The sequence below is a fragment of the Citrobacter freundii complex sp. CFNIH4 genome (assembly GCF_002934505.1).
Lineage (GTDB): Bacteria > Pseudomonadota > Gammaproteobacteria > Enterobacterales > Enterobacteriaceae > Citrobacter > Citrobacter freundii.
In genome coordinates this window covers 2,761,899-2,778,835 of sequence record NZ_CP026231.1, presented here as the reverse complement: position 1 = coordinate 2,778,835, position 16,937 = coordinate 2,761,899, and the positions used below count along the sequence as shown (strand labels likewise).

14 protein-coding genes are annotated in these 16,937 nt (G+C 51.6%); 10 read left to right on the top strand and 4 right to left on the bottom strand.

The window, feature by feature from the left end; genetic code table 11:
• Positions 1–173: 173 nt before the first annotated feature.
• Together pta and ackA are read right to left on the bottom strand one after the other, a co-directional pair.
• Positions 174–2,318 carry a phosphate acetyltransferase gene (gene pta, locus C2U41_RS14330; protein WP_003028094.1) on the bottom strand — a complete coding sequence of 715 codons (2,145 nt, stop codon included), beginning with the start codon at positions 2,316–2,318 and terminating at the stop codon, positions 174–176.
• 76 nt (positions 2,319–2,394) lie between these two features.
• Positions 2,395–3,597: an acetate kinase gene (ackA, locus tag C2U41_RS14325; RefSeq protein WP_003839347.1), complete on the bottom strand. Its 1,203-nt coding sequence runs from the start codon at positions 3,595–3,597 to the stop codon at positions 2,395–2,397.
• A gap of 339 nt (positions 3,598–3,936) precedes the next feature.
• Between ackA and yfbV the strand changes: the two genes are divergently transcribed.
• From yfbV to C2U41_RS14305, 4 genes are all read left to right on the top strand, one after another.
• The gene (gene yfbV, locus C2U41_RS14320) at positions 3,937–4,392 is read left to right on the top strand and encodes a terminus macrodomain insulation protein YfbV (RefSeq protein ID WP_003028087.1); all 456 of its coding nucleotides are present in this window, start codon (positions 3,937–3,939) and stop codon (positions 4,390–4,392) included.
• An 83-nt stretch (positions 4,393–4,475) separates the two neighbouring features.
• Complete coding sequence (locus tag C2U41_RS14315; RefSeq protein WP_003028086.1) at positions 4,476–4,970, top strand: YfbU family protein; 495 nt, start codon at positions 4,476–4,478, stop codon at positions 4,968–4,970.
• Complete coding sequence (locus tag C2U41_RS14310; protein WP_085951580.1) at positions 4,963–5,640, top strand: sugar phosphatase; 678 nt, start codon at positions 4,963–4,965, stop codon at positions 5,638–5,640. The genes C2U41_RS14315 and C2U41_RS14310 overlap by 8 nt, the downstream gene beginning before the upstream one ends.
• Before the next feature lie 77 nt (positions 5,641–5,717).
• A complete protein-coding gene (locus C2U41_RS14305) occupies positions 5,718–7,550 on the top strand; it encodes an SLC13 family permease (RefSeq protein ID WP_103848475.1) in 1,833 nt (610 codons plus the stop codon).
• Between the two features lie 101 nt (positions 7,551–7,651).
• On the opposite strand, the gene yfbR is transcribed toward C2U41_RS14305, so the two are convergent.
• Together yfbR and alaA are read right to left on the bottom strand one after the other, a co-directional pair.
• Entirely contained in the window at positions 7,652–8,251 is a 600-nt protein-coding gene (gene yfbR / locus C2U41_RS14300) for a 5'-deoxynucleotidase (RefSeq protein ID WP_003028083.1), read from the bottom strand.
• Between the two features lie 83 nt (positions 8,252–8,334).
• On the bottom strand, positions 8,335–9,552 hold the full coding sequence (alaA, locus tag C2U41_RS14295; RefSeq protein WP_103848476.1) for an alanine transaminase AlaA: 1,218 nt from the start codon (positions 9,550–9,552) through the stop codon (positions 8,335–8,337).
• 927 nt (positions 9,553–10,479) lie between these two features.
• Here alaA and lrhA point away from each other — a divergent pair.
• The 6 genes from lrhA to nuoF all read left to right on the top strand — a co-directional run bounded on the left by lrhA (position 10,480) and on the right by nuoF (position 16,892).
• Entirely contained in the window at positions 10,480–11,418 is a 939-nt protein-coding gene (gene lrhA, locus C2U41_RS14290; protein WP_044701192.1) for a transcriptional regulator LrhA, read from the top strand.
• Positions 11,419–12,045: 627 nt separating this feature from the next.
• Positions 12,046–12,489 (top strand): NADH-quinone oxidoreductase subunit NuoA, encoded by a 444-nt coding sequence (gene nuoA / locus C2U41_RS14285; RefSeq protein WP_003028077.1) that lies wholly within the window; start codon positions 12,046–12,048, stop codon positions 12,487–12,489.
• A 15-nt stretch (positions 12,490–12,504) separates the two neighbouring features.
• Positions 12,505–13,167 (top strand): NADH-quinone oxidoreductase subunit NuoB, encoded by a 663-nt coding sequence (nuoB, locus tag C2U41_RS14280; RefSeq protein ID WP_003028075.1) that lies wholly within the window; start codon positions 12,505–12,507, stop codon positions 13,165–13,167.
• Positions 13,168–13,252: 85 nt separating this feature from the next.
• Positions 13,253–15,055: an NADH-quinone oxidoreductase subunit C/D gene (gene nuoC, locus C2U41_RS14275; protein ID WP_003028072.1), complete on the top strand. Its 1,803-nt coding sequence runs from the start codon at positions 13,253–13,255 to the stop codon at positions 15,053–15,055.
• A 2-nt stretch (positions 15,056–15,057) separates the two neighbouring features.
• Positions 15,058–15,558 carry an NADH-quinone oxidoreductase subunit NuoE gene (gene nuoE, locus C2U41_RS14270; RefSeq protein ID WP_003028069.1) on the top strand — a complete coding sequence of 167 codons (501 nt, stop codon included), beginning with the start codon at positions 15,058–15,060 and terminating at the stop codon, positions 15,556–15,558.
• A complete protein-coding gene (gene nuoF / locus C2U41_RS14265) occupies positions 15,555–16,892 on the top strand; it encodes an NADH-quinone oxidoreductase subunit NuoF (RefSeq protein WP_003839356.1) in 1,338 nt (445 codons plus the stop codon). Before nuoE ends, nuoF begins: the two co-directional genes overlap by 4 nt.
• Positions 16,893–16,937 lie beyond the last annotated feature (45 nt).

The following is a 16,937-nucleotide window of genomic DNA, read 5'->3' as shown; positions in this document are numbered from 1 at the left end:
AAGAGGGTAAGTATGCGAACAGAAGAATAGTTATTCATTGATGCAGCGCATTCAGGCAAATATTTCAGATTATGCCAAAGGGGAAACAGACATAAAAAAACCGGAAATATCAGCTATTTCCGGTTTGATAAGTAGATGTGTTGCCGGATAAGAGATCCGGCACACTCGGCAGATTATTGCTGCTGCTGGGAAGACTGGATCGCGGTCAGTGCGATGGTATAGACGATATCGTCTACCAGCGCGCCACGAGACAGGTCGTTCACCGGCTTGCGCATACCCTGCAGCATCGGCCCGATGGAGATCAGGTCGGCAGAACGCTGTACCGCTTTGTAGGTGGTGTTACCGGTGTTCAGATCCGGGAAGATGAACACGGTAGCGCGACCTGCAACCGGAGAGTTCGGCGCTTTGGATTTCGCAACGTCAGCCATAACGGCGGCGTCGTACTGCAGCGGGCCGTCGATCATCAGGTCAGGACGTTTTTCCTGCGCCAGACGAGTCGCTTCACGAACTTTCTCTACGTCGCTACCTGCACCAGAGGTACCGGTGGAGTAGGAGAGCATCGCAACGCGCGGTTCGATACCGAAGGCGATCGCGGATTCAGCGGACTGAATAGCGATTTCTGCCAGCTGTTCTGCGGTTGGATCCGGGTTGATCGCGCAGTCGCCGTAAACGTAAACCTGATCCGGCAGCAGCATGAAGAACACAGAAGACACCAGGGAACTACCCGGTGCAGTTTTGATCAGCTGCAGCGGTGGACGAATGGTGTTCGCAGTAGTGTGAACGGCACCGGAAACCAGACCGTCAACGTCGTCCTGTTCCAGCATCAGGGTACCGAGAACCACGTTGTCTTCCAGCTGTTCGCGGGCAACGGTTTCGGTCATGCCTTTGTTCTTACGCAGTTCGACCAGACGAGCAACGTAGCTTTCGCGAACCACATCTGGATCAACGATTTCTACGCCAGCGCCAAGTTCAACGCCCTGAGAGGCCGCAACGCGGGTGATCTCATCCGGGTTACCCAGCAGTACGCAGGTTGCGATACCACGTTCAGCACAGATGGCTGCCGCTTTAACGGTACGCGGTTCGTCGCCTTCCGGCAGAACAACGCGTTTGCCCGCTTTACGTGCCAGCTCGGTCAACTGATAACGGAACGCTGGTGGAGACAGACGACGGCTGCGCTCAGACGTTGCGGTCAGAGATTCAATCCAGTCAGCGTTGATGAAGTTAGCAACGTATTCCTGAACTTTTTCGATACGCTCGTGATCGTCAACCGGAACTTCCAGGTTGAAGCTCTGCAGGCTCAGAGAGGTCTGCCAGGTGTTGGTGTTTACCATGAATACCGGCAGGCCGGTTTCGAATGCACGTTCGCACAGTTTGGTAATGCGCGCGTCCATTTCGTAGCCGCCGGTCAGCAGCAGGGCGCCAATTTCTACGCCGTTCATGGCCGCCAGGCATGCTGCAACCAGCACGTCAGGACGATCGGCAGATGTTACCAGCAGAGAACCAGCACGGAAGTGCTCGAGCATGTGCGGAATGCTGCGTGCGCAGAAAGTCACAGACTTCACGCGGCGGGTGTTGATATCGCCTTCGTTTACGATGGTGGCGTTCAGGTGACGCGCCATATCGATTGCACGGGTAGCGATCAGATCGAAGCTCCATGGCACCGCGCCCAGAACCGGCAGCGGGCTGGATTCTTGCAGTTTAGCCGGATCAACTTTGATCACTTTCGCTTTGGAAGAGTCGTCGAAAATCTCGGACAGATCCGGGCGAGTACGGCCCTGCTCATCAACCGGTGCGTTCAGTTTGTTAACGATTACGCCGGTGATGTTGGTGTTTTTCGCGCCACCGAAGCTGCTGCGAGTCAGTTCAATACGCTCGTTCAGTTGTTCCGGGGTATCGGTGCCCTGAGACATAACGAAGACGATTTCTGCATTCAGCGTTTTCGCGATTTCGTAGTTCAGAGACTGCGCGAACTGATGTTTACGGGTTGGGACCAGGCCTTCAACCAGGACAACTTCAGCGTCTTTAGTGTTCGCGTGGTAGTTCGCGATGATCTCTTCCATCAGCACATCTTTCTGATTGCTGGACAGCAGAGATTCAACGTGGCTCATCTTCAGCGGCTCAGCGGCTGGCAGAGAAGAGTTAGCACGGACGATGCTGGTAGTCTGGTCTGGCGCATCGCCACCGGCACGCGGTTGAGCGATCGGCTTGAAGACGCTCAGACGAACGCCTTTGCGTTCCATTGCGCGGATCACGCCAAGGCTGACGCTGGTCAGACCGACGCTGGTTCCGGTAGGGATCAGCATAATAATACGGGACACGGTTTATCCTCTTTCGTTACCGCCCGTTTCAGGCGGGTTACAAAACAGCACCGCCAGCTAGGCTGGCGGTGTGAAATCAGGCGGTCAGACGGCTCGCGTCTTGCGCGATAACCAGTTCTTCGTTGGTTGGGATAACCAACGCAGGACGGGTACCTTCTTTGTTGATGAAACCAGATTTGCCGAAACGCGCGGCCAGGTTACGTTCGTGGTCTACTTCAAAGCCCAGAACGCCCAGTTTGCCCAGAGACAGTTCACGAACCATCGCGGCGTTTTCACCGATACCACCGGTGAAGACAACGGCATCCAGACGACCATCCATCAGCGCAGTGTAAGAACCGATGTATTTCGCCAGACGGTGGCAGTAAACGTCCATTGCACGTTTAGCGTCTTCTTTAGTCGCGTAGTTATCTTCAACATAGCGGCAGTCGCTGGTGACTTCGGTCAGACCCAGCAGGCCGGACTCTTTGGTCAGCATTTTGTTGATCTGGTCAACGCTCATGCCCAGGGTGTCGTGCAGGTGGAAGATGATCGCCGGGTCGATGTCGCCGGAACGCGTACCCATCACCAGACCTTCCAGTGGGGTCAGACCCATGGAGGTATCAACACATTTACCGTTACGGATAGCAGATACAGAACCGCCGTTGCCCAGGTGGCAAGTGATGATGTTCAGCTCATCAACCGGTTTGTTCAGCACTTTAGCCGCTTCCTGAGTAACGAAGAAGTGGCTGGTACCGTGCGCGCCGTAACGACGAACGCCATGTTCTTTGTACAGGCTGTACGGCAGGGCGTAGAGGTAAGATTCTTCCGGCATAGTCTGATGGAACGCGGTGTCGAATACGGCCACGTTTTTGTCTTTCAGATTCGGGAAGGATTTCAGCGCTTCAGCGATACCGATCAGGTGTGCAGGGTTGTGCAGCGGTGCAAAAGAGGCTGCATCTTTGATACCCTGAATAACGGAATCGTCGATAACTACAGAGCCGGTGTATTTTTCGCCGCCGTGAACAACACGGTGACCAATCGCAGTCAGCTGAGCAGACAGTTCTGGTTTTTGTGCCAGAATAGTATTAACGATAAAATTCAGCGCTTCACTGTGAGCGGCGCCTGCACCTAAAGCCGCTTCTTGTTTACCGCCATCCATTTTCCATTTGATACGTGCTTCTGGGAGATGGAAACATTCGGCTAAACCAGAAAGGTATTCTTCACCGTTTACTGCATCGATGATGGCAAATTTCAGTGAGGAGCTACCGCAGTTCAGAACCAGTACTAACTTACTCGACATGGAAGTACCTATTTATGATACGTGGCTAAAAAAACGTCAGGGAGTCATAGAGCGTAGCGCATGATGACACCGACGTTTATGATTAACATCATGCGCCATGGTCTTTTTGGGCACGATGGAATAAATACCTTTGAGTCTATGTCATTTTGCGTATTTTTCAGCCAATGGCATACTATGTGTCAATTTGACGACTCAATGATTTTGGACTAAAGGCCTTACAGGCCGGCACAGGATACCTGAATGTGGGTATCAAAGACAAAATGTTTTGAACGATGTCCCTTGTAGTTGTTGTTTTGCACAAATTTTTTAATTTTTATATGTGAAGTTGAGGTAACCGCCATGTCGACACCGGATAATCGTTCCGTCAATTTTTTTAGCTTGTTTCGCCGGGGGCAGCACTACGCGAAGACGTGGCCAATGGAAAAGCGCCTCGCGCCCGTGTTTGTAGAGAACCGCGTGATCCGTATGACACGTTACGCAATCCGTTTTATGCCGCCTATCGCCGTCTTCACCTTATGCTGGCAAATTGCGCTAGGGGGACAGTTGGGACCGGCCGTGGCGACCGCGCTGTTTGCGCTCAGCCTGCCGATGCAAGGCATGTGGTGGCTGGGTAAACGTTCCGTAACGCCGCTGCCGCCTTCAATACTCAACTGGTTCTACGAAGTTCGGGGTAAATTGCAAGAAGCCGGGCAGGCGCTCTCTCCGGTAGAAGGAAAGCCGGATTACCAGGCGCTGGCTGACACGCTTAAGCGCGCCTTCAAACAACTGGATAAAACTTTCCTTGATGATTTGTAATTGACCCCTGATTACGCATATAAAAGAAGGCACAAGATGCCTTCTTTTTTTTCATCGCAGTAGTAGTGATACAGGAGTCCCAAATGGAAATGACCAACGCTCAACGTCTGATTTTGTCGAATCAGTACAAAATGATGACTATGCTCGACCCAACTAACGCCGAGCGTTATCGTCGTTTGCAGACGATTATTGAACGCGGTTACGGCTTGCAGATGCGTGAGCTGGATCGTGAGTTTGGTGAACTGACGGAAGAAACCTGTCGTACGATTATCGATATTATGGAGATGTATCACGCATTACATGTGTCCTGGACTAATCTTAAGGATGCACAGGCTATTGATGAGCGCCGCGTGACTTTCCTCGGTTTTGACGCCGCAACGGAAGCCCGTTTCCTCGGATACGTTCGCTTTATGGTGAATGTGGAAGGTCGCTATACCCACTTTGATGCGGGTACGCATGGCTTCAACGCCCAGACCCCGATGTGGGAAAAATATCAGCGTATGTTGAACGTCTGGCACTCTTGCCCGCGCCAGTATCACCTGAGCGCGAATGAAATTAACCAAATCATTAATGCCTGAGGGGGCGAGCGTGCAGTGCAAAGGTTTTCTGTTTGATCTGGATGGAACGCTGGTCGATTCCTTACCCGCAGTAGAGCGTGCGTGGTGCAACTGGGCCGATCGTTTTGGCCTCGATCACGCCGAGGTGCTCGGCTTTATTCATGGCAAGCAGGCCATTACCTCCCTGCGACACTTTATGGTGGGCAAATCTGAGGCAGAGATCGCCGCGGAGTTTACCCGTCTGGAGCAGATCGAAGCGACGGAAACCGCCGGGATCACTGCGTTGCCTGGGGCTGTTGATTTACTCAACCATCTCAATAAAGCGGGTATTCCATGGGCGATTGTGACCTCCGGCTCTATGCCGGTCGCACGGGCGCGCCATCGTGTTGCTGGGCTTCCTGCTCCTGAAGTGTTTGTCACCGCCGAGCGGGTAAAAAGAGGGAAACCAGAGCCAGACGCGTATCTGTTAGGCGCTCAGCTTCTGGGCCTGGCACCGCAGGAATGTGCCGTGGTGGAAGATGCCCCCGCCGGGGTGCTTTCAGGACTGGCAGCTGGGTGTCATGTCATCGCGGTCAACGCGCCAGCGGATACGCCGCGTCTGAACGAGGTTGATTTTTCGCTGACCAGTCTGGAACATATTTCTGTGACCAAACAACCCAACGGAAATGTGGTCGTTATAAGAAATACCTGATCATGATTTAGCCCCAGATTGTTGGGGCTTTTTTATGGCAGAATCAGTCCATCCCTCTCATTTAACAAGGATATGTTGTGAACGGTGAATTGATATGGGTTCTCTCATTGCTGGCGATTGCCGTCGTCTTGTTTGCAACTGGCAGAGTGCGTATGGACGCGATCGCTTTGCTGATCATTATTGCCTTTGTTCTGAGTGGAACATTGAGCATCACAGAGGCTTTTTCCGGGTTCAGCGATCCTAACGTTATTTTGATAGCGGCTTTATTCATTATCGGTGACGGTCTCGTGCGTACCGGTGTGGCGACAGTAATGGGCGCCTGGCTGGTGAAGGTCGCCGGTAGCAGTGAAGTCAAAATGCTGGTGTTGCTGATGATAACCGTAGCTGGACTCGGTGCATTCATGAGTTCGACCGGTGTGGTCGCCATCTTTATTCCGGTTGTCTTAAGTGTTTCCATGCGCATGGAAATTTCCCCTTCACGCCTGATGATGCCGCTAAGTTTTGCCGGCTTGATAAGCGGCATGATGACGCTGGTGGCAACGCCGCCAAACCTGGTCGTCAACAGTGAGCTGTTACGTGAAGGACTTAATGGTTTTAGCTTTTTTAGCGTAACCCCACTGGGATTGGTGGTGTTGGTACTTGGCATAATTTATATGCTGGTGATGCGTTTTATGCTGAAGGGTGAAGACTCCGGGCAGCCGGGCGACGGCTGGAAGCGCCGGACTTTTCGCGATCTGATTAAAGAATATCGCCTGACCGGGCGCGCGCGTCGCCTGGCGATTCGCCCGGGTTCTCCTATGATAGGCCAGCGTCTGGACGACCTGAAACTGCGTGAGCGCTACGGGGCAAACGTGATTGGCGTGGAGCGCTGGCGTCGCTTTCGTCGCGTGATCGTTGACGTAAACGGGGTTTCTGAGTTTCGTGCTCGTGACGTATTGCTGATTGATATGTCTGCGGCCGATGTCGACCTGCGTGAATTTTGCGCTGAGCAACTGTTGGAACCGATGGTGCTGCGTGGAGAATACTTCTCCGAGCAGGCGCTTGATGTGGGCATGGCCGAAATCTCTCTGATCCCTGAGTCGGAATTGATCGGCAAAACGGTACGGGAAATCGCTTTTCGTACGCGTTACGGGCTGAATGTCGTTGGGCTGAAGCGCGATGGTACGGCGCTGGCCGGGGCGGTGGTTGATGAGCCGCTGTTGATGGGCGATATCATTTTAGTGGTGGGCAACTGGAAGCTGATCACGCTGCTTGGACAAAAAGGGCGCGATTTTGTGGTGCTAAATATGCCTGTGGAAGTCAGTGAAGCTTCTCCGGCGCACAGCCAGGCGCCGCATGCGATTTTCTGTCTGGTACTGATGGTCGCGTTAATGCTCACCGATGAAATCCCTAATACGGTTGCCGCGATTATCGCTTGTTTGCTGATGGGAAAATTCCGCTGCATCGATGCCGAAAGCGCCTACAAAGCCATTCACTGGCCAAGCATTATTTTGATTGTCGGGATGATGCCTTTTGCGCTGGCGTTACAGAAAACGGGCGGCGTCGATCTGGTGGTGAAAGGGCTAATGGACGTTGGTGGTGGGTACGGCCCGTATATGATGCTGGGCTGCCTGTTCGTGCTGTGCGCGACCATTGGGTTATTTATCTCTAACACCGCGACGGCGGTACTGATGGCGCCGATTGCGCTGGCGGCGGCAAAGTCGATGGGCGTTTCGCCGTATCCGTTTGCGATGGTGATTGCGATGGCGGCTTCCGCAGCCTTTATGACGCCAGTGTCTTCACCGGTAAACACACTGGTGCTCGGGCCGGGTAACTACACCTTTAGCGACTTCGTGAAGATTGGCGTACCGTTTACGGTGATTGTCATGGCAGTGTGCGTGGTGATGATCCCGATGCTGTTCCCGTTTTGACCGCCGCAGTAAACGCCTGATGGCGCTGCGCTTATCAGGCCTACGGATATCACGTTACCTGTAGGCCGGATAAGGCGTTAGCCGCCATCTGGCAAAATCATTTAAAGCGGTGAATCCTGGCTGATTTCATCTAATGAAAGGTGAAAGCTTGGGACAAACACGTCCATAAAGTAGTCCATCTCTTCGCTGCGTCGTGACTCCAGCGTTTTTTCCAGACGTGTTTTCGCCAGCAGAAATTCGTTGTTACCGGCGGAGAGTTCTTCCAGGCACTTCAGATACGCGCACAGGGCATCGGCCTGTTTAACAATCGATCTTTCTTCTTCACTTAAGGCATGTTCATCAATGAGCGGTGCAAAAATATCGCGCAACTCATCGGGAACCATATCGACCAGTTTTTGCTGGGCAATTTTCTCTATCGCTTTATATTCCTGAGCAATCTGCGAGTTGAAATATTTCACTGGGGTAGGGAGATCGCCGGTTAACACCTCTGACGCATCGTGGTACATCGCCAGCAGGGCAATACGCTCAGCATTTACCTGACCACCAAATTTACGGTTTTTGATCGCGGCCAGCGCATGAGCAACCATGGCAACCTGCAGACTGTGTTCGGACACGTTTTCGGTGCGCACGTTGCGCATCAGCGGCCAGCGGTTAATGAGTTTCAGACGGGAGAGGTGGGCAAAAAAGTGGCTCTGCTTCATAACGACCCTTACTCAGTGACTTCAGTAACGGTATTTTGCGCAGAGAGTGCTACCGGATGCAAACCCGGTAGCACTTTGCGTGGTTACAGCTGGCGATACCCTGACAGGAAACGCTCAAATTTACTCAACGACATTTCGATATCATCAATTCGCGGCAGCGTAACGATGCGGAAATGATCCGGCCACGGCCAGTTGAATGCTGTCCCCTGGACCAGCAGTACTTTTTCCTGCAACAGGAAATCGAGCACCATCTTCTGGTCGTCATGAATATTGAAGCGCTTGGCGTCAATTTTCGGGAACATATACAGTGCACCGCGCGGTTTTACGCAAGAGACGCCAGGGATATCATTGAGCAGTTCCCAGGCGCGGTTACGTTGCTCATACAGACGTCCGCCAGGCATGATGAATTCGCTGATGCTCTGATATCCACCCAGCGCAGTCTGAATGGCATGTTGTGCAGGGACGTTCGCACACAGGCGCATAGAAGCCAGCATCTCAAGGCCTTCGATATACCCTTTGGCATGTTTCTTCGGTCCGTTCAGTACCATCCAGCCCTGACGGAAACCGGCAACACGATAGGTTTTTGACAGGCCGTTAAAGGTAATAGTCAGCAGATCCGGGGCCATTGCCGCAATCGAGTGGTGCTCGGCGTCATCGTAGAGAATTTTGTCGTAAATCTCATCTGCAAAGATGATGAGGTTGTTCTGGCGAGCAATCTCAACAATCTCCATCAGCAGCTCTTTAGAATAAACAGCGCCGGTTGGGTTGTTGGGGTTGATGATGACGATCCCACGCGTGCGCGGCGTAATTTTGGCGCGGATATCACCCAGGTCCGGGAACCAGTCTGACGATTCATCACACAGGTAGTGCACGGCATTACCACCAGAGAGCGAAACCGCCGCCGTCCACAGTGGATAATCAGGTGCAGGAACCAGCATTTCGTCCCCACTGTTCAGCAATGCCTGCATGGCCTGCACAATCAATTCGGATACGCCGTTACCGATATAGATATCTTCTACGGTTACATCGCGCATCCCGCGGGCCTGGTAATGCTGCATGATTGCTTTGCGGGCTGAATAAAGGCCTTTGGAATCGCAATATCCTTGCGCAGTTGGCAAATTGCGGATCACATCCACTAAAATTTCATCTGGTGCTTCAAACCCGAAAGGCGCAGGGTTGCCGATGTTCAGTTTCAGAACTTTGTTGCCTTCTTCTTCCAGGCGCTTTGCTTCCTTCAGAACCGGGCCGCGAATGTCATAACAGACGTTTTCTAATTTGCTGGATTTTTCAATGGGGGACATGAACGTTGACCTTTTTAGCTGTGAATGCCACTCCCTGCCGTGGAAGTCAGCCCAGCACAATGTACTCCCACGACGGTGAGTTTTGAAGGGTCTTTAGTAGAAGATTTTGGAAAGCAGGAGGACGATAATTAACTTTTAATAACTAAATTATGCAATTATTACAGTGTAATAATCTGGATTGTTGTGTTTTTTATGGTTTATGTTTTGCTTTGTTGGCTTTGGTATGGTGATTTGTCTGGTCGAAAAAAGTTACCCCTATAAAACAAAATGCAGTCGATATCTGTGTGATACGGCGCGATTCGAAAATACTGAGGTTTCATCAACGAATTCTGTTATCGGTCTGATCCCTACGTGATGCGGTGTGAATCCATTGTTAAGCATAATTAATGAATTGAGAGATTCTTAATTAATTATTATTTATTATTTAAACGACATCAAATTGAGTGGGCTAATAATACGAAAACCGTTGCACTGACATAACACCAATTCGCCCGGAATTATTCGCAATAACACTTATAAATATAGTGGTTTTAGGTTAAGATAACTCCTATGAAATGGTTTGTAGTACGAGTTTTACGATAATTCAAATGTTTGTTGGTTGTTCATAACATACTGAAAAGTTAGTTTTTAATGTGTAAATTATTGTTCGTTAACTATTTTTTAAATTTACAAAATTTACATGTTTTCCATTAGTCAGAATCATCCGGCAGCTAAAAATACGGCTCTTTCTCGTTGCTATATTCCGATGAATATCACGGGTTTTAAAATAGCTCAGAAAGAGAATTGTTTCGTTTGTTAAACCAAATACATCCTTATTTTCACTTGGTTACACTAAGCGAAACTGAAGGGAGGCACATTACAAATGGAGTTGTTTGATTCTGAATGCACAGCATTAACCCGGTATGACCCGCGAGTAAGTGAAAAACTATGATAAATGCGAATCGTCCGATAATTAACCTCGACCTCGATCTGCTGAGAACCTTTGTTGCTGTTGCCGACCTAAATACCTTCGCGGCTGCGGCAGCTGCAGTATGTCGAACTCAGTCTGCGGTAAGTCAGCAAATGCAGCGCCTTGAGCAACTTGTGGGGAAAGAGTTGTTCGCGCGTCATGGACGCAACAAACTGCTGACCGAACATGGTATCCAACTGTTGGGTTACGCCAGGAAAATACTGCGATTTAATGATGAGGCATGCTCATCATTGATGTTTAACAATCTTCAGGGGGTGTTAACTATCGGTGCTTCTGATGAATCCGCCGACACCATACTCCCATTTCTGCTTAACCGCATTAGTTCGGTTTATCCGAAACTTGCGCTTGATGTAAGAGTGAAACGCAATGCTTACATGGTGGAGATGCTTAAGTCGCAAGAAGTGGATTTAGTGGTCACCACGAATCGCCCTGACGATTTTGAATGCCTGAATTTGCGGACTTCACCGACGCACTGGTATTGCGCAGCCGAATATATCCTGCAAAAAGGCGAACCGGTGCCGTTAGTTCTGCTGGACGATCCCAGCCCGTTTCGCGATATCGTGCTGGCGACGTTGAATGCCGCACAGATCCCGTGGCGTCTGGCTTATGTCGCTTCAACATTGCCTGCGGTCCGCGCGGCGGTAAAAGCAGGGCTTGGCGTCACTGCGCGTCCTGTAGAAATGATGAGCCCGGATTTACGCGTACTGGGTGCGGCGGACGGATTGCCACCTCTGCCTGATACCGAGTATCTGTTGTGCAGCGATCCGGGCACGCAAAATGAATTAGCTCAGGCTATCTTTAAGTCGATGCAGACATATCAAAATCCTTGGCAATACAATCAGTTTACCCCTGAAGGGGGAGATGACTCGCTGATTGTTGAAGGCGACTTTGAGTAAAGCGTCACAAAAAAACGTTTAAAAATGTAAGTGTAAAAAAGAGCCACTGATGATGAAAAAACATCCAGCGGCTCTTTTTTTATGCAAATATTACTGCTTTCTGTTCATTCATATACTAAAACTTAACAAAATCAGCAGGTAAAAAAACAGACTGACAATAGGGTGAAAAATAATCAGCCGCGTTGCTAAATGTTTCCATGTTAAAAAACTAGAGAAATTGTTGCTGTTTTTTATGGTGAATTAACAAAAGCGTGTCACAGATCAAGAAAATACTCCCATTTAGGGGGAGGCATCTGGGTGAATTCCTGTCAAAATAGACGTGTATTATCTTTTTTACTTCACTACGGACACGATTCAACAACATTAAAAATGACCGATGATGCAATCGAAATGGGTCTAAAGAGCACTTTATGTTAATGAAGTTGGATTAGTGTAAAATAATGTGAGGAAACTTTTGTTAAAGTTGACAAAAGGTTATAGAAAGGAGTAAAAAACCCCATCAATTAGCTGTATAAAATGATTTTTCACAGTGATTGTAAGGTTTTTTTTATTCCTCCCCATGAATCGATGTGGCGTTCATCTGCCGAAAAGAGCAGAGAATTTGGCGCTACTTTTGATGAGTAAGCAATGAGTATGTCAACATCCACTGAAATCATCGCTCATCACTGGGCATTCGCTATCTTTCTTATCGTTGCCATTGGCCTGTGCTGCCTGATGCTCGTCGGCGGCTGGTTTTTAGGGGGTCGCGCACGCGCGAGATCTAAAAACGTGCCGTTTGAATCAGGTATCGACTCGGTCGGCACCGCCCGCCTGCGCCTGTCTGCCAAGTTTTATCTGGTAGCCATGTTCTTCGTTATCTTCGACGTTGAAGCGCTGTATCTGTTCGCATGGTCAACTTCTATCCGTGAAAGCGGTTGGATTGGCTTTGTGGAAGCTGCAATTTTTATTTTTGTGTTACTGGCAGGTCTGGTTTATCTGGTGCGTATTGGCGCGCTGGACTGGACGCCCGCGCGTTCACGCCGCGAGCGTATGAACCCGGAAACGAACAGTATCGCTAATCGTCAACGCTAACCGCGAGGCATTAAGATGGATTATACGCTCACCCGCATAGATCCTAACGGTGAGAACGACCGTTACCCCCTGCAAAAACAGGAGATCGTAACCGACCCCCTGGAACAAGAAGTTAACAAAAACGTGTTCATGGGCAAACTGCATGACATGGTTAACTGGGGCCGTAAAAACTCAATTTGGCCATATAACTTTGGCCTTTCCTGCTGCTACGTTGAGATGGTGACCTCGTTTACCGCCGTGCACGATGTGGCCCGTTTTGGTGCGGAAGTACTGCGTGCATCGCCGCGTCAGGCTGATCTGATGGTCGTAGCCGGAACCTGCTTTACCAAAATGGCGCCAGTTATTCAGCGCCTCTACGATCAGATGCTGGAACCGAAATGGGTTATTTCCATGGGCGCATGCGCCAACTCCGGCGGGATGTACGACATCTATTCTGTGGTGCAGGGCGTTGATAAATTTATTCCGGTCGATGTGTACATCCCGGGATGTCCGCCGCGCCCAGAAGCGTATATGCAGGCTCTGATGCTGCTGCAAGATTCCATTGGCAAAGAACGCCGTCCGCTCTCCTGGGTGGTTGGCGATCAGGGCGTTTATCGCGCCAATATGCAGTCAGAACGCGAGCGTAAACGCGGCGAACGTATTGCTGTAACGAATCTTCGTACACCAGACGAGATTTAATTTGCGCCTGTCGGCAGCAGCACTTCCTTCGCTTATCACTACATAAATAGCGCGAAGCACTGCCGACCACCACGGACCATTTGCAATGGTGAACAATATGACCGACTTAACCGCGCAAGACGCCGCATGGCAAACACGGGATCACCTTGATGACCCGGTCATTGGCGAACTGCGCAACCGTTTTGGGCCGGATGCCTTTACCGTTCAGGCGACTCGCACCGGGGTACCCGTTGTTTGGGTCAAGCGTGAACAACTACTGGAAGTTGGCGATTTCTTAAAGAGACTGCCGAAACCTTACGTCATGCTGTTTGACTTACACGGCATGGACGAACGTCTGCGTACGCACCGCGAAGGGTTACCCGCCGCGGATTTTTCCGTTTTCTATCACCTGATCTCCATTGAACGCAATCGCGATATCATGCTCAAGGTGGCTTTGTCTGAAAACGATCTGCGCGTACCGACTTTCACCAAACTGTTCCCGAACGCCAACTGGTATGAGCGTGAAACCTGGGAAATGTTTGGCATCGACATCGAAGGTCACCCGCACCTGACGCGTCTGCTGATGCCGCATACCTGGGAAGGCCATCCGCTGCGTAAAGACTACCCGGCGCGTGCAACCGAATTCGACCCGTTTGAGCTGACTAAAGCCAAACAGGATCTGGAAATGGAAGCGCTGACCTTCAAACCTGAAGATTGGGGCATGAAGCGTAGCACCGAAAATGAGGACTTCATGTTCCTCAACCTCGGTCCTAACCACCCGTCTTCCCACGGTGCATTCCGTATTGTGCTGCAGCTTGATGGCGAAGAAATCGTCGACTGCGTACCTGACATCGGCTACCACCACCGTGGCGCTGAAAAGATGGGCGAACGTCAGTCCTGGCACAGTTACATTCCGTACACCGACCGTATCGAGTACCTCGGCGGCTGCGTTAACGAAATGCCTTACGTACTGGCGGTTGAGAAACTGGCAGGCATCACCACGCCGGATCGCGTCAACGTGATTCGCGTCATGCTGTCTGAATTGTTCCGTATCAACAGTCATCTGCTGTACATCTCCACGTTCATTCAGGACGTCGGCGCGATGACCCCGGTATTCTTCGCCTTTACTGACCGTCAGAAAATCTACGACGTCGTGGAAGCGATCACCGGTTTCCGTATGCACCCGGCCTGGTTCCGTATCGGCGGTGTGGCACACGATCTGCCGCGCGGTTGGGACAAACTGCTGCGTGATTTCCTCGACTGGATGCCAAAACGTCTGGATTCTTACGAGAAAGCCGCGCTGCGTAACACCATCCTGAAAGGCCGTTCGCAGGGTGTTGCCGCTTACGGTAAGAAAGAAGCGCTGGACTGGGGTTGTACCGGTGCTGCGCTGCGTGCGACCGGTATTGATTTCGACGTGCGTAAAGCGCGTCCGTACTCTGGTTATGAAAACTTTGACTTTGAGGTCCCGGTTGGCGGCGGTGTGTCCGACTGCTATACCCGCGTGATGCTGAAAGTTGAAGAGCTGCGCCAGAGTCTGCGCATCCTTGAGCAGTGCCTCAATAACATGCCGGAAGGCCCGTTCAAAGCGGATCACCCGCTGACGACGCCGCCACCGAAAGAGCGCACGCTGCAACATATCGAAACCCTTATCACCCACTTCCTGCAGGTTTCGTGGGGTCCGGTTATGCCGGCAAACGAGTCCTTCCAGATGGTAGAAGCGACCAAGGGTATCAACAGTTACTACCTGACCAGCGATGGCAGCACCATGAGTTACCGTACCCGTATCCGCACCCCGAGCTATGCACACCTGCAGCAGATCCCGGTAGCGGTACGTGGCAGCCTGGTGTCCGACCTGATCGTCCATCTGGGTAGTATCGATTTTGTTATGTCAGATGTGGACCGCTAATTATGCACGAGAATCAACAACCACAAACCGAGGCTTTTGAGCTGAGTGCGGCTGAGCGTGAAGCGATTGAGCACGAGAAGCACCACTACGAAGACCCGCGTGCGGCGTCCATTGAAGCGCTGAAAATCGTTCAGAAACAGCGTGGCTGGGTGCCGGATGGGGCGATCTATGCGATCGCTGATGTGCTGGGTATTCCGGCAAGCGACGTAGAAGGTGTTGCTACGTTTTATAGCCAGATCTTCCGCCAGCCGGTAGGTCGCCACGTGATCCGCTATTGCGACAGCGTGGTGTGCCATATCAACGGCTACCAGGGGATCCAGGCCGCGCTTGAGAAAAAACTCAACATCAAGCCGGGGCAGACGACTTTTGATGGTCGCTTTACGCTGCTGCCGACCTGTTGCCTGGGGAACTGCGACAAAGGGCCAAACATGATGATCGATGAGGATACTCATGCTCATCTGACCCCGGAAGGCATTCCTGAACTGCTGGAGCGGTATAAATGAAAGACATTATCCGTACTCCCGAAACCCATCCGCTGACCTGGCGTCTGCGTGATGACAAACAGCCAGTCTGGCTGGACGAATACCGTAGCAAGAACGGCTACGAAGGTGCGCGTAAGGCCCTGACCGGGCTGTCACCGGACGAAATCGTTAATCAGGTAAAAGACGCTGGCCTGAAAGGGCGCGGCGGCGCGGGCTTTTCCACCGGTCTGAAGTGGAGCCTGATGCCGAAAGACGAATCCATGAACATCCGTTACCTGCTGTGTAACGCCGATGAAATGGAGCCGGGCACCTATAAAGACCGTCTGCTGATGGAACAGCTGCCGCACCTGCTGGTGGAAGGCATGCTGATTTCCGCGTTTGCGCTGAAAGCGTACCGTGGTTACATCTTCCTGCGCGGTGAATATATCGAAGCAGCCGTGCATCTGCGTCGCGCTATTGCCGAAGCGACCGAAGCCGGTCTGCTTGGCAAAAACATTATGGGCACCGGTTTCGACTTCGAACTGTTTGTCCACACTGGGGCAGGGCGTTACATCTGCGGTGAAGAAACCGCGCTGATCAACTCCCTCGAAGGTCGCCGTGCTAACCCACGCTCCAAGCCGCCGTTCCCGGCAAGCTCTGGCGCATGGGGTAAGCCGACCTGCGTAAACAACGTCGAAACCCTGTGTAACGTACCGGCTATCCTCGCGAACGGCGTGGAGTGGTACCAGAACATTTCGAAGAGCAAAGACGCGGGCACCAAGCTGATGGGCTTCTCCGGTCGTGTGAAGAACCCTGGCCTGTGGGAACTGCCTTTCGGTACCACCGCGCGTGAGATCCTCGAAGATTACGCGGGTGGCATGCGCGATGGCCTGAAGTTCAAAGCCTGGCAACCTGGCGGCGCGGGGACTGACTTCCTGACCGAAGCACACCTCGATCTGCCGATGGAATTCGAAAGCATTGGTAAAGCAGGTAGCCGTCTGGGCACCGCGCTGGCAATGGCTGTCGATCACGAGATTGGCATGGTTCCTCTGGTGCGTAACCTCGAAGAGTTCTTTGCCCGCGAGTCCTGTGGCTGGTGTACGCCGTGCCGTGATGGTCTGCCGTGGAGTGTGAAAATTCTGCGCGCGCTTGAGCGTGGCGAAGGCCAGCCTGGGGATATCGAGACACTTGAGCAACTGTGTCGTTTCCTCGGCCCGGGTAAAACCTTCTGTGCACACGCACCGGGTGCAGTGGAACCGCTGCAGAGCGCCATTAAATATTTCCGCGAAGAATTCGAAGCTGGCATCAAGCAGACCTTCAGCAATACCCACGCTATTGGTGGTATTCAGCCGAACCTGCTGAAAGAGCGCTGGTGATCACAGGGTTAGCCCTGTGTCGCGATAAGAAATTCGATTAACGCT